Here is a 25219-nt window from a genome sequence, read left to right on the forward strand (position 1 = left end):
CTTTTTATCGTGATACTCTTCCGGAGGCGTCGCCCCCCATCAATTTTTCCACTTCAGATACCGTCACCAAGTTGGCATCCCCAACAATGGTGTGCTTCAGACAGGAAGCGGCCACGGCAAAGTCCAATGCGTTCTGATCGTCTTCGGGGTACTTGATGAGCCCATAGATGAGCCCTCCCATAAAGGAGTCCCCGCCCCCGACACGGTCAACGATATGGGTGATCTGGTATTCCCTTGACTTGTATAGTTCCGCTCCATCATAAAGCACACCCGCCCAGGTATTGTGTGAGGCCGATAGCGAGCCCCTAAGCGTGGTGATGACCTTCTTGGCATTGGGGAACCTTTTCATCATCTGTTTGCAGACGGACAGGAATGCCTCCGCCTTCACATGCTCGCCCTGGGTGGTGATGTCCAGTCCCTCCGGCTTTATGCCGAAGTGCTTCTCGGCATCCTCCTCGTTGCCCAAAACGATATCGCAATATGAAGTGAGCTCCGCCATGATTTCCTCCCGTCTTGCATCATCGCAGTATTTCCAGAGCTTGGCCCGGTAGTTCAGGTCGGTGGAAATGGTGATGCCCATCCCGCGTGCCACCTTTACGGCCTCTATACAGGCATCTGCGGCACCTTGTGAGATGGCTGGCGTGATTCCCGTCCAGTGAAACCATTGTGCTCCATCAAATACTTTTTTCCAGTCCACCATACCAGGACCGATCTCTGCCATTGCCGAATGGGCGCGGTCATAAACCACCTTGCTTCCACGGCTCACCGCACCGGTCTCCAAAAAATAGATGCCCAGACGGTCGCCACCGTATATGATCTGGTCCGTGCCCACGTTTCGCTTGCGCATCTCCATAAGGGCGCACTCCCCGATATCGTTCTTGGGAAGCCGGGTGACAAAGTCCACCGGGATTCCATAATTCGCAAGGGACACCGCTACGTTCGATTCTCCTCCTCCGTACACCACATCAAAACTGTTCGCTTGTGAAAACCTCAAAAATCCGGGAGGAGCCAAGCGTAGCATGATCTCACCAAAGGTCACTACTTTCTTCATTTTCTAAATTCTTTAATTATTGTAAAAATGCAAGTGCTTGACTGTTGTTTTGCAAAAAAGAAGAACGCACCTAAAAATACAGTACGTTCTTCACTGGATAACTAAAAACTAACTCAAACAACTATTTTTAATTTCTTTAATCAGCAAATTCAATATCTCTTGGAACTTTTTTATGCCAATAAGACGCCAATATGGATCCCGTAATGTTCATCAAGGGGCCGAAAACGGCCGGGGCAAGTCCCATTGTAGAAATTTTTCCAAGTGTATTTGCAATGCCCGAGGCCAATCCGCCATTCTGCATGCCCACTTCTATGGATATTGTGCGTGCATCCCGCTCATCCATTCCCATTAAACGTGCAAACCAATATCCCAAAAAGTATCCAAAAAGATTATGAAACAATACAAGTAACAACAAGAGTCCACCAATATCCAATAAATTATCCCGCCCCGCTGCTGTGATCACAATAATTATTAAACCTATGGCCACCATTGAAATCAAAGGCATGGCTTTGTCCAACCATTTTGTGCGACCATGTAACAGATGATTGAACAGCAATCCAGCACCAATGGGTACAATGATCATTTTGATAATGCTCCACATCATTGCGAGGACATCTATTTCAACAAATTGACCTGCCAAAAGTTTCATTAACACAGGTGTTACAAATGGGGCTAAAAGAGTTGCCATAGAAGTGATGGTGATGGAAAGGGCCAGATTGGCCTTTGCCAAATAGGCCATCACATTGGAGGCGACCCCACTGGGGGAACAACCGATCAAAACAATCCCTGCAGCTATCTCGGGAGAAAACCCACTTATATCAGCAAGCACAAAACCCACCAATGGCATAATGGCGAGTTGGGCACTTACACCCACAAAAACGCCTTTGGGGGATTTTATTATCTCAGAAAAATCTTTGATACTCATAGATGTACCCATCCCGAACATGATAATTTGGATTAAGGGTATAATCAGATTTGTAAGTTTAAAACTCCCCACTTGAACAAAATACTGTGGCCAATACAAGGAGAGTACCACCCCTGCAAAAATCAATGCTGCAAAAATGTATCCTCTAAGTTGTTTGAAACCGCTAAAGCCAATGGCCAACAGCACAAAAAAACCTGTAAGCAAAAAACCTGTTCCATTAAAATTATTGCCCCAAACCATTACTACAAATGCAAGTAATGAAAGCCCTGCAAGAATCAATGAGACTTTATGTACGCCTATTTTATTCAAAATCCTTGATGTTTAAACGAATGTTCATTCTTTTTTACTTCAATTTAAAGGCTTGACGAGCCAGTAATTTCCAGTCCCCATCTTGACTTTTTTGGTATACCTGCATATTCCCTATCCGAATATCAACAGTCTTCCCCTCATTGGTTGCCTTGGCTTCAAAAACATGCCTCACAATTGCCGTACCGCCAACCATATGGATACTTTGATCAGGGTTCTGTATCATGGAAAAATTGAATGGTCCATGAATCACATCATCAATGAATTCCCTCTTGTTCTGAACAAGACCACTTGAATGACCATAGGTTAATTCATTTGAAACCAAATCCACCAATTGGATACTATCTGCATTAACCATTGCATTATTGAACTTAACAATAGCCTTTTCAACATCTGCAGTACTGGCCAACAAATTCTTATTCATATTTTTGCCAACATCTGCCTCTGGACCATTGATGCTCTTCTTGCACGACATCAATGTGAAGACCATACAGAAGGTTATAAGATATATTATTTTCATGCTGCTCTATTGGTAGTTTCCATTTTAGTTAACGGTTGTTTCTTTGCTCTTCCCTCTCTTTCAAAAAAGCATCCAATTCCGATTTGGGCATTGGCAAGTTTGGATATTTGTCCAACCACTCTTTAAAATCTTTTTCAAAAACCTCATCATCAACCACAAATGCCTCATTTACGTACTCATACTTATTGGTACGCATGCAAAATCTGTTAAATTCATCCCGAAGTGCCGTGAATTCACCTGAAATGACCACCTTTTGAACCAAATGCGCGGGAATGAAACTTACCCCTGTTGTCTTCGCCAAAACCACATCGCCAGGTAAAACTGTGACTCTTCCAATCCTAATTGGTCCATTTACCGATTCTATCATCATTTCTTTTATGGCCGATGGGTCGGAACCCCGTATCCATGCATTGAACCCTTCGATTTGGGATAGCCCCTCAACATCACGAACAGATCCGTTGAAAATGACACCACGTTTTCCCGCTTTATAAATGGCATTTCCCAGATTATCCCCGATTAACGTTCCATCCACCATTTTTCCATAACTATCTGCTACATATACATCTCCATCCATTAACTTAATGATGGGTGCATAGTTGGTCACCGGGGTTTTTGTACCTTCTTTCTCAGCCTGCTGCTGTACATAGGCGTCAAAATCCTTTCGAAAAGGCATGAACTGGGCTGTAACGACCCGACCTGACATGACCTCATCTGGATGTAAAATCTCCCATCCGTTTTCAAAAGGGCTGGCAAAATTCTCAAATTGATTATTGTATCCATTTCTTCTAAGAGTTCCCCATATTTCTTCCATGGAAAGGGCTTTAAGACGTTCCAACAATTTATCCGATACTTTGGGCCTTCCGTCTGAAGTGCGCTCCCCAGTCCATTCAGAAGTGAGTGCTTTAATGTTTTCTGGTTGCCAGACAACATTTTGCGATTGTAACCCAGCAACAGTGCATACAATGGCAATACATGTTATAAATGCTTTTTTCATAATACTTGTTTTTAAAACCTATTAAACTCTATTTAAATTAATTTCTTGATTTTACGGAACCCTGACCTTAATCAGAATTTTCTTTATAGTGTCATGCCCCTTTTTCTTGAAAGCGGGCCTATGAATATCCTGTGGTGAAAAAATGAAGAATGTGCCTGGCTTTGCCACATAGAATTTTCCATTCTCCACATTATAGTTCTCTACATCCCTTTTGGAATCGTAAGCTTCAGTTGAGCTGTGCTTTGATTTGCCCAAAGAAGCAACTCCCATGCCCGCTTTTCCCTCAACCACATACTGTAGGTCGTTGAAATTTTTGTGGGTCTCCCATTTTATTTCTTCAATACCCTTTGTGGGTCCTTCCGAAACAAATGCCATGACATTTCCCTCATCAATGACGTACCTCCCGGACTCAAGAGTTTCAAGGTTCCGGGATGCCAAAAACTCAAATGCCAGGTTCCACCAAATGGGGTTCTTGCAATACTGGCGGGCCAGTTCCTCCTTATTAATTGATTTATGAGGGTTTAACTCCAAGCCCTTGAGCCAAACCTTGCTCTTATACCATTTGGAAATATTTTCCTTGTCGCATGGGGTTCCAGTACTCTGCGCATTTGTTCCTATGGAACATAAAAAAAACAGCACTAGTACTAGAACCCTCTTTGCAAAGAGTTCCAATGAATTCATCATAATAGATCTACATTAAAGATTAATACCCTGGGTTTTGTTCAAACTCTTCCCTATTGGTAAGTCGATCTATCATATTGCTTGGAATAGGCCTTAGGAGATGTTTTTGTTCAATATTGTCCCTTCCTAGGGTATTATATAGTTGAACTCTTTCGATAAGTTTTCCGGTTCTCTTCAAATCTGCCCATCGAAGCCTTTCCGCTCCCAATTCCAAAGCTCTTTCATCCAAAATAAAATCAATATCCAAATCGGATTCTGCGATTTCCATATCCAATTCTTTCCCAGGCCAAGCGGCTCTGTGCCTAATGGCATTGATATGGTCAACCGCTTCTGGTAGGTTTCCTTCTTTCATCTGAGCTTCAGCTGCGATCAAATACATTTCCGCCAAACGAATTTCAATTACATTCTTGGTACCTACACCACTGTTTATGGAAGGTCTTAATGGATCTTTGTACTTTCTCATATGTGGAAAAAGCTCTCTGGAACCTGTTGGATTTTCCCCATTATACAAATCGTTAATATCAAAAACACCGTACTTCTGTTCCAGTACAGCTTCTTCACTATCTGGAATATCCCAAGGGACATAAATAAAGGCGGTATCTCCAATTTGCATATTACCAACCAAGGTGGATTCATTATTTGCTATCCAAGCTGTTTTCCAGGACTTGGCAAATCTTGAATCATTTTCACGGTTGGAAGCCAAGAGGTCAAAATAATACCGTGTCGCCACAAAACGTGGCCATGGACGGTCATTTTCCAAAGCCCTTGTCATACCGGGCTGAAGATCATATCTAGGTGTAAAGTATAGGAAATAAGCATTTCCGCTTCCATTAAGCCTTTCATCCTGAGAGAATTGAATGGACCAGATTACTTCCGAATTCACTCTATTATCCACATCCCATAGACGTGAATAATCATCCAGCAGCGAAAAACCATAATCATTGATTACCTTTTCTGCATATTCAGCCGCTTTATCGTTCTGATTCAAAGTAAGGTATACTCTGGCCAGCAAAGCTTGTGCGGCAGGTTTGGTTACCCTACCAAAATCATCTTGGGTTACCGGGAGGTATTGTTCTGCAAACAATAAATCTTGAACAATTTGATCATAAACCTCAGCTTCGGAGGCCCTGGTAGCGGTTGTTACCACATCCGTAACCTCTTCTGTTACCAAAGGTAAACCGCCAAAGTGCATTACAAGAATATGATAGTACCAGGCCCTAAGAAAATAGGATTCAGCAACTTTTTGATTTACAGCACTTTCTGACATTTCCTCAACTGCTCCAGCTCTTGAAATTGCTGTATTACAAGCAGCTATTCCTTGATAAAATGGTGCCCACAAGTTCCAAAGGACTGGATTGGCAGGCTGTATTCCTGAGTTGTAGGCATTAAACTCAATGAATGTTCCATCGGACCCATTTGTCCAAAGATCAGTTCCAAAAAACACGAGTGGCGCAAAATTGTTTCCCCCAGCAAACAGGGTACGCGTAAACGTATAATTGGAATTAACAAGATCATTGAATCCTTTCTCGGTTGTGAAGTACGAATTAATGGGTGGGGACACAATCTTTTCTTCTTCGAGAAAATCACTTGAACAACCACTAATAAAAGCAGTGATAACAACGAACAGAACTATATTTATATATCTTTTCATAACTGTTTTTTTAGAATTGAATGTTTAGACCAAGAATAAATGTTCTTGTTGCAGGATAAGAAGAAATTGTCCTTGTTCCATCAACTACATCTCCGGTCAAATCAGCTTTCATGTTAAAATCACGCATTTCAGATTTTGTCCAGTATGCCAAATTTTCCCCGGACAAATAGAGTCTTAATCCTGAAAGTGGGGTTTTCTCGATCAGGGAAGTTGGGAAACGATATCCCAAAGAAATCTGTCTAAGGCTTATTAAGCTCGCATCCCTATAGGTCAAGGTACTTCCATACAAGCCACCGCCTTCATATAATTGGTTGGGTCTTGGATAATTATTGGTTGGATTTGTGGGTGTCCAATAATCAAAAACCAACTTATTATAGCGTTTCTTGGAAAATGGTGCAAAAGATCCTATTGAAGCCATACCGCCCCAACGAATATAGGTCTGAAAAGAAAGGTCAAAGTTCTTGTAGTTGAAGGTATTGGTAATGTTACTTACAAAATCTGGCTGGGGACTTCCCAAAACCATTCTATCCGCATCGGTAATGGCGCCATCGTTATCAACATCCAAAACTTTTATCTGACCAGGCTCCTCCCCATAGCTTGCGGCTTCAGCACTTTCATTTTGCTGCCATATACCAATTTTTTTAAAGTCGTAAAAGACCTCAATGGGTTCACCAATGAACCATCTATTACCTACATCATCAACTTTACCATTATACAGTTCATCAATTTCGGTGTTGTTCCTGAAAAAGGTTAAGTCTGTTCTCCAATTGAACTCTTCAGTTGATATGTTCACGGAATTCAAAGAAAGTTCAAACCCTTTGTTTTTTGTTTTTCCAACATTTTGCAGTACTTCATCATACCCTGAGGTAATCGGAAGCTTACGGAACATAAGAAGATCGTAGGTGTTTGTGTTATACACATCAACACTACCTGAAAGCCTTCCCCCGAACAACCTAAAATCAACTCCTAAATTGTACACTGCTGTGGTTTCCCATTTAAGGTTTCTATTTTCCAATTCCGTGGGATAATACCCAAAACCTGGCACTTCATTCCACGAATAAGCACTCCTGTCCGCGCCACCTTGGGTTTGATATGGACTAATTCCTTGGTTACCCGTAACGCCATAGCTCAGTCTTAACTTTAAGTCGTCCAACCAATTCTCAGTACTCTTCATAAAGTTCTCATCAGATATCCTGTATGCTAATGCCGCTGATGGAAAATACCCCCACTTATGATCCGGTGAAAATTGAGACGCACCATCAGCACGGAGAGACAAGGTCAAGAGATACTTACTGTCATACCCATAAAATATTCTTCCCGCATAGGACAACAGATTGGTCTCTATCAAATTTGAACCCACTGAATTTACCAAGGTTGCACTTCCAAGGTTGTGGTATCTGGATTCTTCATACGGCAGGTCGCTAACCCCGGCTCCGCTTGTCTCCAATCTTGTGGTTTGGATTCCCTGGATTGCTGTTACCGTTAATTGGTGTTTTTCATTGAACTGTTTGTTATAGGTAAGGATACTTTCGTACAACAATAAATTATCCACACTATTGTCTACCTGTGCTGTCGCGGTACCTAAATTTCTGGCAAGTGAATAGTACCCGGCAGACTCCTTTACAGTTCTTAATTTAAAGTTGGTTCCAAGATTTAATCTATAGGTCAAATCTGGTGTTATCTTAGCTTCTCCAAAGACGTTCAGTACGCCTCCCCAACTTTTATTGTCCCATCGGTAGGAATCATATATATAATCTGCCAGTGGATTCAATAAAAGACCATCTGCGGTTGCAGTGAACCTTGGGGTTCCATCGTCCTCGTATAACTTGCCCAGTGGACTTGATTGAAATGCTTGGAACAATGCCGCACTGGACTTTCTCTTATTATAGGAATGATTGAGTAAAATTGTGGCTCCCCCACTGAAAATTGGTGAGAATGTGAAGTCCAAATTTGTCCGCATACTGTAACGGTCAAAGTTTTCCCCCGGTATTATTCCATCTTGCTGGAAGTAGCTTCCTGAAAAATTATATTTTACGCTCTCAGAGCCACCACTAACCGTTAATTGATGCTTCTGCTGAAACCCATTCTCATAAAGTAAATCTTGATAGTTTAAACCTTTGCCACCTTGTCTTAGGCTCTCAATCTCTATTTCATCAAATATAATTTCATCATATTCGTCACTAGTACCACCTTCCGGATAATCCCCAATTGCCCTATAAGCTTCTCTTGCAATCTCGGCATATTGCGGACCATTGGCATAAGGAATGGTCCCATACGCCGTTATTGGGCCTCCATAACTCTCAAAAATAAACCTTGGGGCTCCAGTAGCTCCCCGCTTTGTGGTTATGATGATTACACCATTGGCTCCCCTGGCCCCATAAATGGCTGTGGAGGAAGCATCTTTTAAAACATCCACACTCTCAATATCATAGGGGTTGATATCATTTAATGTTCCATAATATGGAGAGCCATCCAAAATGATCAAAGGATCATTGGTGGCCGTAAAAGAACGCTGACCCCTTAATTGTAGTTGGGTTGAAGCTCCAGGTCCCGTTCCGGAAGACACCACATCTAACCCAGGTATACGACCAACCATCCCTCCTTCAATGGAGGTCATTGGTATGTCTGCTATATCTTCGGTACTTACAGATGCAACTGAACCCGTAACATCTCTTCGTTTTTGTGTTCCATAGCCCACAACTACTACTTCATCCAAGGCTTGGGAATCTTCTTGCATGGTAACATCAATAGTGGTTGATACGCCAACGGGTATTTCTTGAGGGGCATATCCTATGGAAGTGAAAACCAAAATGGATTCAGGCCCTGAAACTTCAAGGGAATAATTGCCGTCAAAATCAGCAGCCGTTCCATTGGTCGTGTTCTTTTCGACTACATTGGCTCCAGGAATGGGTATTCCTTGGTTATCCACAATAGTTCCACTGACAGTCTTTTGTATAATCTTAGGCCCAGGTGGGGAGGTTTTTTTACTTTTCTCCTCAACATGTTGCGTCCTTTTGGAGAATCCTCTTTTTTTAAGAACAATCTGGTTCTTTACCATAGAGTAGCTAACAGACTGCCCTTCAAAAATCAAATCAAGAATTTCTGAAATTCGTTTGTTCTTTACTTTAAAGGAAATAACCCTATCCTCATTAATTTCTCCGGTTTTGTAAAAAAAAGTGAAATCACTTTTGGATTCTATTTTCTCAAGTACATTTTGAATAGTCTCATTTTCAACTTCTAGGTTTATTTTGGTATTTTGGGAGAATGAATTTGCCTGTACATTAAGTAAAGCGCATACCAATAGAATAAATGAGAGCTTCATAGTTCGGTTCTTATTAAGAATATTTCCCAGTATCACTGGAAACCAATCTATTTTTTGCATAATTTTGAATGGTTTTGATTAGTTAGTAACATTGCTATTTAAAATCAATCCTTGTCGGGAAGTGTTGCACCACTTCCCGATTTTTGTTTTTAGTTCATATCACCATAGGCATCTTCTTTTTTGTTTATTATAATTTTTCCATCATTGATTTGATAGTCAAAATTTGCACTTTCCTTGAAAGTGTTCATTAAATCAATTATTGACTCTTCACTGAACTTACCATTAAATCGTGCTGAGTTCAATTCAACATAATTGTTCTCTATTTCAACATTATACCGGCGTTCTATTTTTTGTATAATTTCCAAAAACGAATTATCATTGAAAATAAGCAGGTCTTGTGTCCATCCAATGTAATCCTCAACGTCAACCTCATTAATGTTCAACCCATCTGGTACCAAGGAAGCTTTTTGGCCAGGTTTTATAACCAAAGGTTTAAAGTTGGTGGCCATGGAACCATTGTTGTTTACTTGAACACTTCCTTCCACTAAAACGGCATGTTCAGCAGCACCTTGGTAAGAACTCACGTTAAAATGGGTGCCCAATACTTTAACCTCTAAATCATTGGCCTGAACAATAAAAGGGGACTTTTCGTCTCTTTCCACTTCAAAATAGGCTTCACCGGACAAGAATACTTCCCTGTTTTCACCAACTAAAAAATTAATTGGAAACCGCATTCTTGTACCTGCATTTAAATGGACCCGGGTACCATCTGAAAGAATCAGTTTAAAAGTCTTACCTCTTGGAACACTAATCTCATTATACACCAATTCTTTTAGGGCATTGTCTTTTTGATATTTGAGTACTCCCCCTTGTTGCGCGGCAATAACCTTTCCTGATTTATTGGTGATCTCACCAGCGCTCTTTTCACTAAGGTTACTTTTTCCCTCATCAGTATGAAGCACAATCATTTCTTCTTCAATCTTTAGCAGTTTTTCATCCTTCGCATTGTACTTGAAATATGAAAACAAAGCAAAGACCAACCCAATAAAAACAGCGGCATATTTAATCCATGCCAACCCATGAAGCTTCCTGACCTTGGGAGTGGTTTTTGGTTGGGCCTGTTTTTTAAGTTTTTCCCAGATATGCATTTTAACAGTTTCATTAAAATGAAGATCTGTCCACGTGTTGGAATCATCTTGATATGAATCCAAAAAACTTTCCAAAAGGCGTTCCTCTTCGGGAGTACAATTCCCATTAAGATATTTTTCGAATAAGCCTTTGGCTTGCTTTTTACTTGGATACTTCATTCGCTTTTAGTTATTTGGAAATGCTGTCCATCTATTACCTTAGTACCAGAACTCGAAGAAAGGTACCTGTCCATTTTAAATATTTGTCAAATTTTTAATGAAATTTTTAAAACAATGGCAAAATTGCAGCGTCAATATCACCATTTTCATAGCCCCAAAGATTTTGGTCAACAGAGAAGAAAGGCAGTTTAAATACAGAAGACAAACATCAAAGTGTGGTAAATCACCAATTGTTCCGGTGAAACTTGTTCCCTTAATGATTTAAGTGCTTTGCTGATTTGATTTTTTACAGATTGCGTTGACAAGCCCAATTCTACCGAGATCTGCTTATTGGACTTTTCCTCAAATCGGCTCATGATAAAAATTTCCCTACATCGAGGGGAGAGATTGTCAACAAGGCTTTTTACCAATGCTTCAAGCTCATCAAACTCCATTTTTTTGGAAGCGTTCAGGGATGCATCCACCAAATTTAGACGGGTTACATCTTCTTGTGTAAAACGTTGATTACGGAGCACCTTCAAAATTTGAAATCTTACAGCTTGATGTAAATAGGCCTTCAAATGTGTGATTTCGAGTTCCTTTCTCTTTTCCCAAAGATATATGAACACATTTTGAAGTATATCCTCGCAAATCTCCTGCTGCTTAAAGATATTCATGGCATAGAAAAAGAGTCTATCGGCATATTTGGAGTATATCTCCTCATAGGCCGCCACATCATCTTTTTTAAGACGAACGAGCAACTCTTGATCGTTTTCTGGCATTGGTTTTTGGCTGTTATTGACATAAATCTAAAAATTTTATTTAATAAATAACAATTTGATAATATTATTCTTACTTATTGATAAAATGTGAATTAATGTCGAAATCGATTGCATTAAACACAAAGGCCAGAGAATCTGTTCATTACGAAATGAAAACCTTCTGTATTGGAAATTTTGTTAAATTTTTAGATTGACCCCAAAAATGATTTGCCTAAAACCTCCGGCGAAAACACCAGAAGTGGCGCGGTTCAATCGTGAAGCGCGGTATACTTGGTCCGTAATGTTTTTTCCATTTACAAAAACGGTCGCATCAATCTTTTGCCCTAGTTTAAAATCATAATTGACAAAGGCATCAATCGTCGTGAAAGACGGTAGTTGGCCAATGGCACCATCCGCGGACTCCGCTTTAAAATTGTGGAATTCGGTGAATTGCTCTCCCACATGGTTCACACTGAATCCAGAGGAAAGTCCTTTCCAGTCATAGTTAAGACCGACGGTCATATTGATTTTTGGCGTATACGGCGCTTCGGCATCTTCAATCCCTTCATCACCAAAAGTGATGATACTTCGGGTAATATTAGAAAAATCTGCTGCATCAATGGTTTCATCCGCAAGCAAGGTTTCCCCTCCTCCATCATCCACATAAACTTCGTAGGCCGCCCGATTAGAATTCACTTTATTGATGTATTCCGTTTGAGTGGCCGAGCCATGAATCACCTGCGAGAAAAGGTCCCTGTCTTCCAATCTTCCTTCCATTACTTTGGAATGCATGTAGGTAGTATTTCCCAAGAGATGAAGTTCATGTTCATCACTTTTGAACAACTCTGCATCAAACGCCAATTCCACCCCTTGCACATTTACCTTACCCAGTTCTTGGAACACCTCATTTCGCCCTCCGGCATAGAAGTTTCTACTGGCGTTGTGGAAATAGGTCAATTGACCATTGATGCAATTCTGTAAAAGGCTGCCACGCCATCCCAATTCCTTGTTCCAACTTAATTCTGGGTCAATGTTAATGCTCTGACCTTCCAACGGATTGGTCACAACACCATCTTGCTCCACCAGAAAACCAAATACTTTGGATGGAGCGATCATGCCCTCGTAAACACTCCCAAAAAACTCACTACCCTCCGTTTTGTAATTAATGGTGATTCCAGGTAAAAACTGATTGTAGATATTGGGTTCCCTTCCTTCGGAAGTACTTTGCAGATTAGGGTCCTGCGACAAGGCAATCAGGTCTTGCCGGTACATATCCACGTGCTCAAAGCGCAAAATGGGGGTCACACCAAGTTTTCCAAAATTGAATTCATTTCGGATATACCCATTTGCGGACCAAAGTCGGTACCACAAATCTTTTGTGGTTGTTCCGCTTCGCGCCCAACGTGAATTATCGGCCTCCAAAAAGACATCCTTAAAAGTCTCTCGATGTACATTTATGCTTGCTTCCAGTTCGCTTGGAGCATCAAAAGCTTCCCAAGTAGCTCTCATGGTTTCCTTAATCCCCGATACTTTGTATATCCAACGGCTATCCGTAGTACTTTCGAGCCCATTTATGACCCTACCCACAATGACATAATCTTCATCATCAAATGTTCTTCCAGTCAAATACCCATAACGGTCATTGTAAATGGCATCACCGACATAATCCTGCACCTCAGATGCACGAACTTTCGCGGTGACCTGTCTCCACCAATCACGTTCAAAATCCGAAGCATAAATTTTCGAGGTAAAGCTAAGTTTTTCATTGGGCAACCATTTGTGAATGATATCCACCCCATATCGTCTCATGGTGAATTGGTCAGCATCCAACGGGTTCTGTGTATAATCGGTCTCAAACGTGAACGGAGTTTGCGAACTCAGGGACGCTTGGTTATCCTCAAACTGACCGCTCACCTTAAAATAAAGGGATTGGTCCTCAGATAGTTTGGCAAAAACTTTGGCATTGAGGTTTAAAATTTCAACCGAGGAATTATCTGTAAATCCATCAAATTTTTTGTAGACGCCCTCCACCAAGGCTCCCATATTGTTCCAAGTGCCACCATACGAAAACAGCCCGGACGTATAACTTCGTTGACCTCCGGTCAATTTTAATCGCAAGGTTGGTTTTTGGGGAGGAAGGGCCGTAATATAGTTGACGGCTCCGTACATATTATTGGGGCCATAGCGTAACAAATCGGCTCCTTTATAAACCTCAATGGAAGTAATTCGGTCACTTACCGGATTATAATATGCCCCAGGCGCAATGTAAGGTGCGGGTGCGGATGGTGTTCCGTCCTCCATCAACAGAACCTTTTTGGAACGTCTACCCCAAGAGCCCCTAATACTGATGTTTGGCCTGTTGGACAAACCCATATCCCCAACAATATTCACCCCGGGAATGGTCCGCAACACCTCTTCCGTGCTCAGTGGATTTATATTTTGAAGCGTAATAGGGTTTATCCTAAAGTTACTTCCCATAAACTCCGTTTTGTAATTGTGGGGCGAAGCACTGACTATCACTTCATCCAAGGTGGTATTGGCCCTTACCAGCGCAATTATACCCAAATTTGATGTGGCCGAGGTAAAGCTGATGGCTTGTCCCTCATATCCTAAATATTTTACAGTGATTGTCCCCGTTTGGGAAGGGGCAGTGATTTCAAAATAACCAAAATCGTCTGTGACGGTCCCTAGCTGCCCTTCTTGAATGATAATCTGAGCCCCGATAAGCGGTTGCAAATCGGTGGCATCAATGACTTTACCTGTGAGTTTTGCTTGGGAAAAAACCCAAAAATTGGATAAAAAAGCTAATACAACTAATAATGATTGGTAGGGGAATCTTTGTTTCTTCATTATTCTTATTCAGAATGCCTTTGGGAATTCCCTTCGTCCACTGAATGAAGTCTATAATTTCTGGCAGACGAGAAAAATGCGTTTTTAAAAATTGTTTTAGGTTTAAGTGAAAAGGATTTTATATCCACCGGAAGCAGTACCAAAAGCGCAGCGATAATAATCAGATTTTTCATGATATACTGACCCAACAAAGTCAAAAAGGGCAATCCACCACTGAACACCTGATCAGGGAAAAACAGCAGTGGCGTAAATGTGAAAATAATATGGACCAACGCCAGCAAGGTAACCGTTTTCCGGGCCACATTAAAAATCAGGAACACCCCAATCCAGGTTTCCCAAAGGGCCAGAAGAATAATGGATACCTCATCGGGAATCAGTCCAAATGTTAGGGTATGAATGGTACTCTTGGCCAATCCTTCGGCAGGGCTCAGGTCTGGGAAAAATTTCAATGCCCCAAACCACAAGTAGACCAAACCTATGGCGATGGCTAAAAGACTGTTTCTGGCGGTCTGTTTCATGTTGGTTGTTTTTTAGTTACTGAATTGATTCATCAACTCTGGGTCTACTTTAACCTTCTTGTTTGGAAAACGGAATGAAACACCCACATTGATCAAGTAATCGGCAAAAGCGGCATCCCCATTACGTGGATTACCCGTTGCTTCCTCAGTTTGTTTGTCGGTAACACTTTGCGGACGATCTCTTCGCACAGCAAAGGGCACGTTCAAGTTGAGTGAAAAATTATCCTTCATAAATGCAATCCCTGGATCTATGGACAATACATTCCCAGGACGTCTAAAACCTTCGTTCCCACCGATAAGGTCCTTAACAGGAACACCTTCATATCGTGCGCCCAACGATCCCGAAATGGTATTAGAGAAACTTTGGCTCACCCCTGCCCTCAAGGAGAACTGATCTGGAACGGCCATAATGGCCTCATTTTGAAGAATTGGACTCAACGTTTCCCTAAAGGTTCGGGTTCCATTGGTTTCCCGGGGATTGATCAGATAAAATCCACCTCCATAAGCAAAAAGTCTCTCTGCGATTTTTTGGTAGAACTGAAAATCGACTGTAATTCCAAAACCACCATCCCCAGGTTGAATACTTTGGTCAACCGGTCTAACTTGTGGGCTTCCTTCTGGACCTACATTGTAAAAAATATCTGAGGCATTGTAGCTTCCGGTGGGCAATTTAAGTCCCAATCCCAAAGCCAAGTTTCCATTTTGGTGCTTTTCCAAATCGAACAGCCAGTAACCGACGCCAACCCGGATATCAGCCAGACCACGGGAGAATGTGGTGTTTCGTTCTTCACGCCCATGCTCGTAAAGAGAAGATCGCGTATTGATAACAGTTGGAATAGTAACACTGGTGTATAACCTATCCGTAATTCCATAGGTCAGGAAAAAATCCCAAGAATGGGAATGGTTAATCACTTCTGAACCGTTGGCTACTCTATCGGGTTCTTCCTCGGTCCCACGAAAATGTCGAAATGATTTAAAATAGCGGTAGTTCGAGCCAATTTGAATGTCGCCCTGGCCCAAAAGGTTGCTTTCCAGCGTATTTCCCACACAGGAAGAAAAGTGGCGAATGGCCACACAACCCTGCGCATTGGAAGCATTGATTCCGAAAAACAGTGCGGTAATAAAAGTTATAAAATAAAGTGTTCTTTGAGTTTTCATGTTGGTGTGATTGGTTGTTAAAAAGGCCGACCTCAGCAGGACGGCCTATATCATTCAATGAAGATTACTAAACTTGAAAGCCAAAGTATAGCTATTAACCACACGCGTGAATTAATGGCGATGTAAAAAAGATTAATAAAGAGTTAATGGGGTTAAAAATGGGTTAACCAAATGGTAAGATGATCCTTATGCCTCCTTTTTGTAAATGTTGGGTAACCGAATGCCGAACAAAACAGCTAAAGTCCGTAATGCGATAACAACCATAATAGCCGAGAGATAGGCGTATTTTTCAGGTACGGAAAGCCAAGTAAGCAGAAAATAACTGGCTCCGCCCAAAATGCAGGTTGTGGCATAGATTTCCGTCCTCCGGAAAATCATTGGGATTTCATTACAGAGCATATCCCTGATCACCCCGCCAAAGCAAGCGGTCATGGTTCCCAAAGCAATGCAAACCACGGGCAAAAGTTCAGCTTCCAGTCCCTTTTCCACACCTACCATGGTGTAAAGACCAATGCCAATGGTATCGAAAAGAAACAGGGAGCGTCTTAAATATTTGAGTTGATTTACAAAAATAATCGCAAAGACCACAGCTATGAAAATGGTGACCATATAGGTAATATCCGTCATCCAACCCACAGGAGTGTTGCCAATAAGCAGGTCCCGAAGGGTGCCTCCTCCAATGGCCGTCACAAAGGCAATAATGAGCACTCCAAACAAATCCAAACGCTTTTCCATGGCCACCAAAACCCCAGAAATGGCAAAGGCCACCGTCCCCAAAATATCTATGGTCTGATAGAGCACGCTTACATTTTTTGGGTGAAATAGTTGTAGTCCTTCAAAACGGTATCCAAATAAGGGACATCATACAGCTGGGAATTGGTCTGAAGAATGCTATCAACCTTCACACGAAGTGCGGTCAGTGTTTTAAAATCCCCACTCCTTTTTGCTATGTAAAATGTTTCTTTGATCAACCGGACATCTTTATCCGTCAATAAGGTCACATTGGTAAATTGGGGCACATATTCATCATTGATTTCCTCTAAAATGGTGTGTGAAACCTTGGTTTTTCTTTTGGTGCTGATGACCACTGTACCCGCAGCGGCATCACCCACCCGTTGCCTTTTTTCGGAAAAAAGGATGCTCAAAATACCAATGGAACCCAAAAAAATCCAGATATCGACCAGCCGAAGCATCCATCGCACCAGCAAGTTGCTCCAATGTACGGGAGTACCATCCAAACGAACCACTCGCATTTTCAGTAACATCTTGCCCACAGTCTGACCGTTAAAAAGACTGTGCATCAAAAGAGAATAGAACATGGCCGGCAGAAAAATCAGGGCGACGAGCCCGCGTTGGGTCCAACCATCTTCATACACATACCCAATGGCATCTCCGATAAGATCTACCAAAAAAGCATACATGTACAGAATGAATCCATCAATCAAAAATGCCAAAATACGCTCGCCAATACTTACGATCTTATAATCTAAGTTGACATTTTGCGTTGTATTGATTTGGAGGTTACCCATATAACCTTAATTTTAGCTTTAGTAATTTCTACTTATGCGTGAGGCTGCCTTTGTGAAACAAAATAAGGAAAAATGGATTGCTTTTGAAAAAGCGATTTCATTTAGCAACCATACCGACCCAGATGCTCTTGTGGATGGCTACATCCAACTCACAAATGATTTGGCCTACGCACAGACGTATTACGCAGAAAGCAAGACTTTATTGTACTTGAACTCTTTGGCTTCGCAAGCGCATCAGAAAATCTACAAGAACAAAAAGGAATCCGGGAATCGCATCATTGAATTTTGGGTGCGGGAATTCCCGCTCTTTTTTAGACAATATCACAAGACACTGCTCGTAGCTTTTTTGATTTTTATGGTGGCCTCGGCAATTGGTTGTATTTCGGCCCTCAACGATGCCTCTTTTGTGCGACTCATTCTAGGGGATGCTTATGTAAACGAGACCTTGAACAATATTGCCATGGGTGAACCCACTGCCATTTACAAAAGTGGCAGCGAAGTGGGTACCTTTTTGGGAATTACCATCAATAATATTCGAGTGGGATTTTTGGCTTTTGCCTTTGGAGTGATAACGAGTATTGGAACGGCCTATATCCTATTCAGCAATGGAGTGATGCTAGGGGCATTCATTACTTTTTTCTACACCAAAGGCGTTTTTTTTGAGGCCAACCGACAAATTTGGTTACATGGCACCATCGAAATTTCGGTAATCATCATCGCTGGGTGTGCTGGGCTCATCATGGGCAACAGTATTTTATTTCCGAAGACATTTTCAAGGCGGGTTTCCTTTATGAAAGGGGCCAAGGATGGCTTAAAGGTCGTGGTGAGCACCATTCCTTTTTTCATTATTGCCGGGTTTATCGAGGGATTCATTACCCGTTATTCCACCATGCCGGATTGGCTTGCCTTTTTAATCATTGGTGGGTCTTTGAGTTTGATAGTCTATTATTATATCCTATATCCAATCTTACTAAACCGATCTTATGAACGATAAATACATCGAACTTAGAATCAATCGCGATTTTGGGGACATCTTAACCGTGTATTTTGATTTTTTAAAGCAGAACATCAAAAAATTCACCAATGTTTTTCTCAGCTATAATGGATTATTCCTCATTGGACTTTTGATCACCAGTTATTTGTTGGTCAGCGGGTTTGTAGGGATGATTTCACAAAACTCCGCTTTGTACGGAATCCAAACCGAACAAGTCAGTGAGGATACCTATTGGATTTATATCATTGCAGGCTTCTCCTTATTTTTCTTGATTTTTTTGGCAGTAGCCGGGCTAAACTTTAGCCTGAGTTCTTCCTACATGATCAAATATGATGAACATAAAGGCATGGGCTTTGACAAAACTGAAGTATGGAACCTTACCAAAAGTAAGTTCGGGAACATATTGGTATTCATTCTGCTTTTGATACCCATGTATGGCACCTTTTTTATAATCTCAATCATTTTTGCCTTTATTCCTCTTCTGGGAATGTTCGCACAATACATCCTCCAATTTTTTCTGGCTGCTTGGATTGGCGTTTCCTTCTTCAGCATGCTGAGCGAAAACAAGGGAGTCATTGAAGCCTTTGGCGAAGGATGGAATCTCGTCACCAAAAATTTTTGGAAGTCGGTTGGCGTCAATTTTATTTTGGGATTACTCAATGGACTGCTGATGTTCATGGTCATCCTAATTCCAGCCATCCTTATTGGAATTTATACCTTCCATGTCATGGAGAATAATGTGGATGTGGCCGGAGTTGTATCGACCATTGTTTACACGCTTGGGCTCTGCGCCTTCCTCATTCTAATGGTGTACGCCCAATGCCTTTCTCAGTTCATCAATGGTATTCTTTTCTATACCTTACATGAAAAAACCTACAACGTCAACACACGAAGTAAAATTGAACAAATAGGGCAATCTGACCAGTGATCAAATCGAGTCTCATCATACTTATGTTATTGTGGGCTTCCATTTCATTTGCCCAGAACGATTCCATTGTCATTCCCGTTGATGAAGGCTCTACCCTATCCGAGCGTCAAATCGAAGAGGATCTAAGCAAAAAATATACGGGCGAGGATTTTAATTATGATATAAAAACCGGTGAGTCTTCCAACCTGTTGGCACGCTTTATCCGATGGCTGTTGAATAGCCTTGGTGATATTTTTGGTTTGGATATCTCGCCGCAGACCCTACTCATTTTGGAATATATCATCTACGCACTTATGGGTGCCTTGGTGATTTTCTTGCTAATACGGGTGTTCGTCAATGAAAAATTCAATGCCATTTTCACCAAAAAGGCCAAGTCAATTGTGGATATTGACTTATCGGAGCAACATATTGAGTCTTTGGATTTGGATGCCATGATGAACGATGCCTTGAAAAACAAGGACTATCGACTTGCGGTACGGTATCAGTTTCTCAGAATCTTGAAACTACTTTCCCAAAAGAACCTGATTGAGTGGCATTTTGAAAAAACCAATGCAGATTACGAACGGGAAATAAAACATGGCAATCTTCAAGCGGCTTTTAAAAATGCTTCCTACCTCTATGAAAACATTTGGTACGGGGAGCAACCTATTGACGAAGCGGGATACGCCAAAGCCAGCTCCCGATTTTCCACTTTGAACAATTTAATTCAGCGATGACATGGACCGAAAATCGAAAATAGTCATCGCACTTTTCGCCATGGTGGTAATCATTATCATCATTACTGAAGTTGTTCGACCCAAACCCATCAACTGGAGTCCTTCCTATACATCAACGGATAAAATTCCTTTTGGTTGCTACGTGTTGTATAGCGAACTGCCTTCGCTTTTCCCAAATGACACCATTGAAACTGTGGATAAAAGTGTGTACGACCTTATGGTCGATAGGGATTCGAGCCTCAATTCGAACTATATGTTCATCAACGAATATGTGGACCTGGACGAACAGGAAACGAACCAACTTTTAACCTATGTGAACCAAGGGAACACGGTTTTTATCTCGGCTACCGGCTTTGGATGGCCTTTATTGGACACCTTGAACATCGCCATTGATTCCGACTACAATCTGAAGGAAGGCACCGCCTTTTTGAATTTGACCCATAACAACTTCAACGGTAAAAAGTTTGAATTGTCCCGGGGCGTTTTCAATTCCCATTTTACCAGTGTGGACTCGACAAATACCACCATTTTGGGGCATATCACCTATACCAAAGAGAACTTTTTGGAAAATGAGCCGGAGGTTACCGTCACCAAGCCCAATTTCATCAAGACCAAGTTTGGCAAAGGGCATTTTATTTTAAGCAGTACACCGCAGGCCTATTCCAACTACTACATGCTCAAAGGAAACCAGGACTATGTGGCCCATACATTTTCCTATCTTGAAAACAAAGGTCTTCTATATTGGGACAATTATAAAAAATCGGGGCGCATCATCATCAACTCGCCCATGCGTTTTGTGTTGACACAGGAAGCCTTAAAATGGGCCTATTACCTTACTATTTTGGGAATTTTATTGTTTGTGCTTTTTCGTGGAAAACGTGAACAACGCATCATTCCGGTAATTGAGCCCTTAAAGAATTCCTCCGTGGAGTTTGCCCAGGCCGTGGGGTCTTTGTATCATCAAAATAAAGACTATACGGACCTCATTCATAAAAAATTGAACTATTTTTTGGCGTATTTGAGAAATCGATATCAAATTGATACCTCGCAACTTGATGAAAAAACCATTCAAATTTTGGCTTCCCGAGCTGGAAAAGAAGTGGGAGAAACCAAAAAATTGATTGAATATATTGTGGGTTTAAAGCTAAAAACTACCCATACCGAACAAGACAGTGTAGAACTCAATAAAAGAATAACCGCATTTAAGCAGTAACATATGGAAGAAAACGAACAACAGGACGATGCATTACAATTCAGCAGCCGGATTGACCTGGCCCAATTGCAGGAAGCCGTTTCCCAAATAAAATCTGAATTGGGAAAAGTGATCATTGGCCAGCAAGACATGATAGAATTGCTCATCATTTCCATTTTGGCTAATGGGCATTCCCTCATTGAAGGGGTACCCGGTGTGGCCAAAACGGTGACCGCCAAATTATTGGCCAAGACCATGAGCGTGGATTTCAGCCGAATCCAATTCACTCCAGATTTAATGCCCAGTGATATTTTGGGCACCTCTATTTTTAACGTGAAGACTTCGGAGTTTGAGTTCAAGAAAGGGCCATTGTTTTCCAACATCATTTTGATTGATGAGATCAACCGTGCCCCGGCCAAAACCCAAGCCGCCCTTTTTGAGGCTATGGCGGAACGGCAAATCACCATGGATGGAACGGAATACACCATGGAGCCACCTTTTTTAGTGTTCGCCACCCAAAACCCTATTGAACAAGAGGGAACCTACCGCTTACCTGAAGCGCAATTGGACCGTTTTCTGTTCAAAATCAATGTGAGTTATCCATCTTTGGAAGAAGAGATTAGAATTTTGGAGAGTAAACATGAACAGAAGACCAAAATTGAGGAAGATTTGGTGAACAGCCTACTTTCTGCTCAGCAGATTTCCGATTACCAAAAGACCATTAAGGAAATCATTGTTGAAAAAAATCTGCTTAAATACATCGCTTCCATTGTGGACAATACTCGAACCAATGCCAATCTATATTTAGGGGCATCACCAAGGGCATCCATTGCCATCATGGACGCCTCAAAAGCGTTGGCCGCCATGAACGGTCGGGATTTTATTACTCCGGATGACATCAAAAAGGTGGCTGGTCCCGTTTTGGGCCACAGAATCATGCTGACCCCAGAACGTGAAATGGAGGGGTTGACTTCCCAGCAGGTGGTCAATCAAATTGTGGATAGTATAGAAATTCCAAGGTAACAGCGTGAAACGATTTTTTAGGCCCATATATCTTCAAAAACAGTTCTTTATAGTGCTGGTCACCCTTATTGTGGGCTTTCTGGTTTCCTATATGGTGCCAAATTTATTTGGGGCATTAAAGGTCCTTTTTTTCGTTTCTGTCTTATTTTTTATTGTTGATTCACTCCTGTTATTTGCTTCCAAAGGAAAAATTGAAGGTAATCGTGTGTTGCCCGACAAGCTTTCCAACGGTGATGACAACCCCATTCAACTAAAACTGGCTAACACCTATCTTTTTCCAGTGACCGTAAAAATCATTGATGAGATTCCGTTTCAATTTCAAAAGCGGGATTTTGGGCTGCTCAGCAAGATTTCAAGTGGTGGAAGCAAAGCGTATGACTACGAACTGAGACCTACCGAACGTGGGGTCTATTCTTTTGGAAGTTTGAACGTCTTTGCGATTTCACCCATCGGCTTTTTAGCCAAAAAATACACGTTTGACCAAGCTCAGGAAGTACCTGTTTATCCATCCTTTCTTCAATTGCAGAAATATGATTTGATTGCCTTCACCAATCGACTGCATGAATACGGACTTAAAAAAATCCGTCGGATTGGCCATACCATGGAATTTGAGCAAATCAAAGATTATGTTTTAGGGGACGATATCCGAAACATCAACTGGAAGGCCACTGCCAAACGGGGGCAGCTCATGGTTAACCAATACCAAGATGAAAAATCACAACCTATTTACTCCGTAATCGATAAGGGAAGGGTCATGAAAATGCCTTTCAATGGATTGAGTCTGCTGGATTATGCCATCAATGCCACGTTGGTCATCAGCAATATTGCCCTAAAAAAACACGATAAGGCGGGCATGTTTTCCTTCAGCAATAAGATTGAAAACCGGGTAGTGGCAGAACGCAGAAGTTCCCAAATGAACCTGATTTTGGAAACCCTCTACAATCTAGACACCAATTTTATTGAGAGTGACTTCAGCCGGCTCTACATTGATGTGAAACGCAACCTCAACCAACGGAGTTTATTGTTACTCTACACCAATTTTGAGACGTTGGATGCTCTACATCGTCAACTCCCCTATTTACTGGCCATGGCCAAACAACATTTGTTGGTAGTCATCTTTTTTGAAAATACGGAACTCAACGAATTTGCAGAGAAAACCGCCAATACGGTTCATCAAATCTTTGAGCAGACCATTGCCGAGAAATTTATTTATGAGAAAAAACTCATCGTGAACGAATTGCGCAAACACGGTATTCAAACCATCTTGACCAAACCCGAAAATTTGACCATCAACACCATCAATAAATATTTGGAAATAAAAGCGAGAGGGCTTATCTAATTAGTACATAATAATTTACCAACTGTTTGGAAAGTCCCAATGTAGTTAAATGCGGAAGTTCATCTCCATTTACCAAATAGATGGGTGGGCCATCATCAAACGGAAAATCCATCTCATAAAGATTTGAATATCTTCCCCTGAGCCTGCCGTTACTATCTTTTTTGGAAAAAATATCCACCGCCAAACCCACGGTCACACCTCCCAGAACAGTTGCCAAGAGATCATCATTATCCCATGAGTTGGTCGGCTGACCGGAATCTATAGCTTCTTTGGCCAAACCCGCCAAAGCACTTCCCGTAACAGCACCTACAAAAGTCCAAACTCGGTTGCCTTTGGTTGTTTGTTTGGCAATTCCTGCGCCTGCAAGACCAAAAAGACTTCCTCCCAAAAAATGGAGCGTTTTATCTCGTTCTATTTGCCCATAACTGTATGAAATGAGCATAGATAGTACCAACGTGGGGATTAGTGTTCTCATGCGGGGTAAAAATATTGAAAGTTGCAGAAACTTTCTTTGCCGTTCACCTAATAGTCTTGCAGTTCATCCTTAGCTTGGACAAATTCGGCCATGAGGTCAGCCACAATCTGGGCTGCGGGCTTAATTTCATGAATTAAACCAGAAACTTGACCGATTTCCAATTCGCCCTCTTCCATGTCACCTTCAAACATTCCTTTTTTGGCACGTGCACGTCCCAATAACGTTTTTAATTCGTCAACCGAAGCACCTTTGGCGTAGGCTTCTTGCACATCTCGATAGAATTTATTTTTGAGAAGTCGAACTGGAGCCAATTCTTTGAGGGTAAGATGGGTATCGCCCTCTTGCGCATTTACGACCCATTGTTTAAAAAGTTCATGGGATGATGCTTCTGGGCTGGCCACAAATCGACTCCCTATCTGAACGCCGTCAGCCCCAAGGACCATCGCAGCCAACATGGCCCTTCCCGTGGCAATTCCACCTGCGGCTATCAATGGAATAGTAATTTTTTCCTTTACGGACGGAATCAACACCATGGTAGTGGTTTCATCCCTTCCGTTGTGCCCTCCTGCTTCAAAACCTTCAGCTACAATGGCGTCCACACCCGCCTCTTGGGCTTTTAAAGCAAACTTTACACTGCTGACCACATGCACCACGGTAATGCCTTTTTCTTTAAGAAAAGGGGTCCATGTTTTGGGATTTCCTGCGGAAGTGAACACAATTTTCACCCCAGAATCCACAATAATCTGCATCAAACGGTCAATATCTGGATAGAGCATAGGAACGTTCACCCCAAAAGGTTTATCAGTGGCTTTTTTGCATTTTTCAATGTGTTCCTGAAGGACTTCAGGATACATACTGCCCGCCCCCAACAATCCCAATCCACCTGCATTGGAAACGGCGGAGGCCAAACGCCAACCGCTGGCCCAGACCATCCCAGCTTGAATGATGGGGTATTGTATTCCAAAAAGTTTAGTGATCCTGTTTTGCATTCTGGATGAAC

22 protein-coding genes are annotated in these 25219 nt (G+C 41.7%); 6 read left to right on the plus strand and 16 right to left on the minus strand.

Features of this window, described 5'->3' with window-relative positions; translation table 11 throughout:
• Positions 1 to 4 precede the first annotated feature (4 nt).
• The 14 genes from ACFSJE_RS05515 to ACFSJE_RS05580 all read right to left on the minus strand — a co-directional run bounded on the left by ACFSJE_RS05515 (position 5) and on the right by ACFSJE_RS05580 (position 17552).
• Complete coding sequence (locus tag ACFSJE_RS05515; protein WP_379829969.1) at positions 5 to 1051, minus strand: PfkB family carbohydrate kinase; 1047 nt, start codon at positions 1049 to 1051, stop codon at positions 5 to 7.
• 136 nt (positions 1052 to 1187) lie between these two features.
• Positions 1188 to 2285 carry a bile acid:sodium symporter family protein gene (locus tag ACFSJE_RS05520; RefSeq protein ID WP_379829970.1) on the minus strand — a complete coding sequence of 366 codons (1098 nt, stop codon included), beginning with the start codon at positions 2283 to 2285 and terminating at the stop codon, positions 1188 to 1190.
• A 34-nt stretch (positions 2286 to 2319) separates the two neighbouring features.
• Positions 2320 to 2802: a nuclear transport factor 2 family protein gene (locus ACFSJE_RS05525; RefSeq protein ID WP_379829971.1), complete on the minus strand. Its 483-nt coding sequence runs from the start codon at positions 2800 to 2802 to the stop codon at positions 2320 to 2322.
• 28 nt (positions 2803 to 2830) lie between these two features.
• Positions 2831 to 3796, minus strand: coding sequence for an RraA family protein (locus ACFSJE_RS05530; protein WP_379829972.1), 966 nt, complete (start codon positions 3794 to 3796; stop codon positions 2831 to 2833).
• 51 nt (positions 3797 to 3847) lie between these two features.
• Positions 3848 to 4477 (minus strand): NanQ anomerase/TabA/YiaL family protein, encoded by a 630-nt coding sequence (locus ACFSJE_RS05535; protein WP_379829973.1) that lies wholly within the window; start codon positions 4475 to 4477, stop codon positions 3848 to 3850.
• A 22-nt stretch (positions 4478 to 4499) separates the two neighbouring features.
• The gene (locus ACFSJE_RS05540; protein WP_379829974.1) at positions 4500 to 6128 is read right to left on the minus strand and encodes a RagB/SusD family nutrient uptake outer membrane protein; all 1629 of its coding nucleotides are present in this window, start codon (positions 6126 to 6128) and stop codon (positions 4500 to 4502) included.
• Positions 6129 to 6138: 10 nt separating this feature from the next.
• Positions 6139 to 9450: a TonB-dependent receptor gene (locus tag ACFSJE_RS05545; protein ID WP_379829975.1), complete on the minus strand. Its 3312-nt coding sequence runs from the start codon at positions 9448 to 9450 to the stop codon at positions 6139 to 6141.
• Positions 9451 to 9599: 149 nt separating this feature from the next.
• On the minus strand, positions 9600 to 10757 hold the full coding sequence (locus ACFSJE_RS05550; RefSeq protein WP_379829976.1) for a FecR family protein: 1158 nt from the start codon (positions 10755 to 10757) through the stop codon (positions 9600 to 9602).
• Positions 10758 to 10945: 188 nt separating this feature from the next.
• Entirely contained in the window at positions 10946 to 11518 is a 573-nt protein-coding gene (locus ACFSJE_RS05555; protein ID WP_379829977.1) for an RNA polymerase sigma factor, read from the minus strand.
• Between the two features lie 177 nt (positions 11519 to 11695).
• Positions 11696 to 14347, minus strand: a complete 2652-nt coding sequence (locus tag ACFSJE_RS05560; RefSeq protein ID WP_379829978.1) for a carboxypeptidase-like regulatory domain-containing protein — start codon at positions 14345 to 14347, stop codon at positions 11696 to 11698.
• A gap of 5 nt (positions 14348 to 14352) precedes the next feature.
• A complete protein-coding gene (locus ACFSJE_RS05565) occupies positions 14353 to 14865 on the minus strand; it encodes a hypothetical protein (protein WP_379829979.1) in 513 nt (170 codons plus the stop codon).
• A 12-nt stretch (positions 14866 to 14877) separates the two neighbouring features.
• Positions 14878 to 16023 carry a hypothetical protein gene (locus tag ACFSJE_RS05570; RefSeq protein ID WP_379829980.1) on the minus strand — a complete coding sequence of 382 codons (1146 nt, stop codon included), beginning with the start codon at positions 16021 to 16023 and terminating at the stop codon, positions 14878 to 14880.
• Positions 16024 to 16209: 186 nt separating this feature from the next.
• Complete coding sequence (locus tag ACFSJE_RS05575; RefSeq protein ID WP_379829981.1) at positions 16210 to 16824, minus strand: trimeric intracellular cation channel family protein; 615 nt, start codon at positions 16822 to 16824, stop codon at positions 16210 to 16212.
• A gap of 2 nt (positions 16825 to 16826) precedes the next feature.
• Positions 16827 to 17552 (minus strand): RDD family protein, encoded by a 726-nt coding sequence (locus ACFSJE_RS05580; RefSeq protein WP_379829982.1) that lies wholly within the window; start codon positions 17550 to 17552, stop codon positions 16827 to 16829.
• 34 nt (positions 17553 to 17586) lie between these two features.
• Here ACFSJE_RS05580 and ACFSJE_RS05585 point away from each other — a divergent pair, with 34 nt between their 5' ends.
• Genes ACFSJE_RS05585 through ACFSJE_RS05610 form a run of 6 tightly spaced genes read left to right on the plus strand, consistent with a single transcriptional unit; the run spans position 17587 to position 23744 of the window.
• Positions 17587 to 18546: a stage II sporulation protein M gene (locus ACFSJE_RS05585; protein WP_379829983.1), complete on the plus strand. Its 960-nt coding sequence runs from the start codon at positions 17587 to 17589 to the stop codon at positions 18544 to 18546.
• Positions 18536 to 19474: a hypothetical protein gene (locus tag ACFSJE_RS05590; RefSeq protein ID WP_379829984.1), complete on the plus strand. Its 939-nt coding sequence runs from the start codon at positions 18536 to 18538 to the stop codon at positions 19472 to 19474. The genes ACFSJE_RS05585 and ACFSJE_RS05590 overlap by 11 nt, the downstream gene beginning before the upstream one ends.
• Positions 19471 to 20190, plus strand: a complete 720-nt coding sequence (locus ACFSJE_RS05595) for a DUF4129 domain-containing protein (RefSeq protein ID WP_379829985.1) — start codon at positions 19471 to 19473, stop codon at positions 20188 to 20190. The genes ACFSJE_RS05590 and ACFSJE_RS05595 overlap by 4 nt, the downstream gene beginning before the upstream one ends.
• Position 20191: 1 nt before the next feature.
• Entirely contained in the window at positions 20192 to 21403 is a 1212-nt protein-coding gene (locus ACFSJE_RS05600) for a DUF4350 domain-containing protein (RefSeq protein ID WP_379829986.1), read from the plus strand.
• A 3-nt stretch (positions 21404 to 21406) separates the two neighbouring features.
• The gene (locus tag ACFSJE_RS05605; protein ID WP_379829987.1) at positions 21407 to 22405 is read left to right on the plus strand and encodes an AAA family ATPase; all 999 of its coding nucleotides are present in this window, start codon (positions 21407 to 21409) and stop codon (positions 22403 to 22405) included.
• 4 nt (positions 22406 to 22409) lie between these two features.
• Positions 22410 to 23744 (plus strand): DUF58 domain-containing protein, encoded by a 1335-nt coding sequence (locus ACFSJE_RS05610; RefSeq protein WP_379829988.1) that lies wholly within the window; start codon positions 22410 to 22412, stop codon positions 23742 to 23744.
• On the opposite strand, the gene ACFSJE_RS05615 is transcribed toward ACFSJE_RS05610, so the two are convergent.
• Together ACFSJE_RS05615 and ACFSJE_RS05620 are read right to left on the minus strand one after the other, a co-directional pair.
• Positions 23737 to 24219 carry a hypothetical protein gene (locus ACFSJE_RS05615; protein ID WP_379829989.1) on the minus strand — a complete coding sequence of 161 codons (483 nt, stop codon included), beginning with the start codon at positions 24217 to 24219 and terminating at the stop codon, positions 23737 to 23739. The two genes, ACFSJE_RS05610 and ACFSJE_RS05615, sit on opposite strands and share 8 nt — an antisense overlap.
• 47 nt (positions 24220 to 24266) lie before the next feature.
• Positions 24267 to 25208: an NAD(P)H-dependent flavin oxidoreductase gene (locus ACFSJE_RS05620; protein WP_379829990.1), complete on the minus strand. Its 942-nt coding sequence runs from the start codon at positions 25206 to 25208 to the stop codon at positions 24267 to 24269.
• Between the last annotated feature and the right edge of the window lie 11 nt (positions 25209 to 25219).

Source organism: Flagellimonas iocasae, assembly GCF_042682725.1.
GTDB classification, from domain to species: Bacteria; Bacteroidota; Bacteroidia; order Flavobacteriales; family Flavobacteriaceae; genus Flagellimonas; species Flagellimonas iocasae.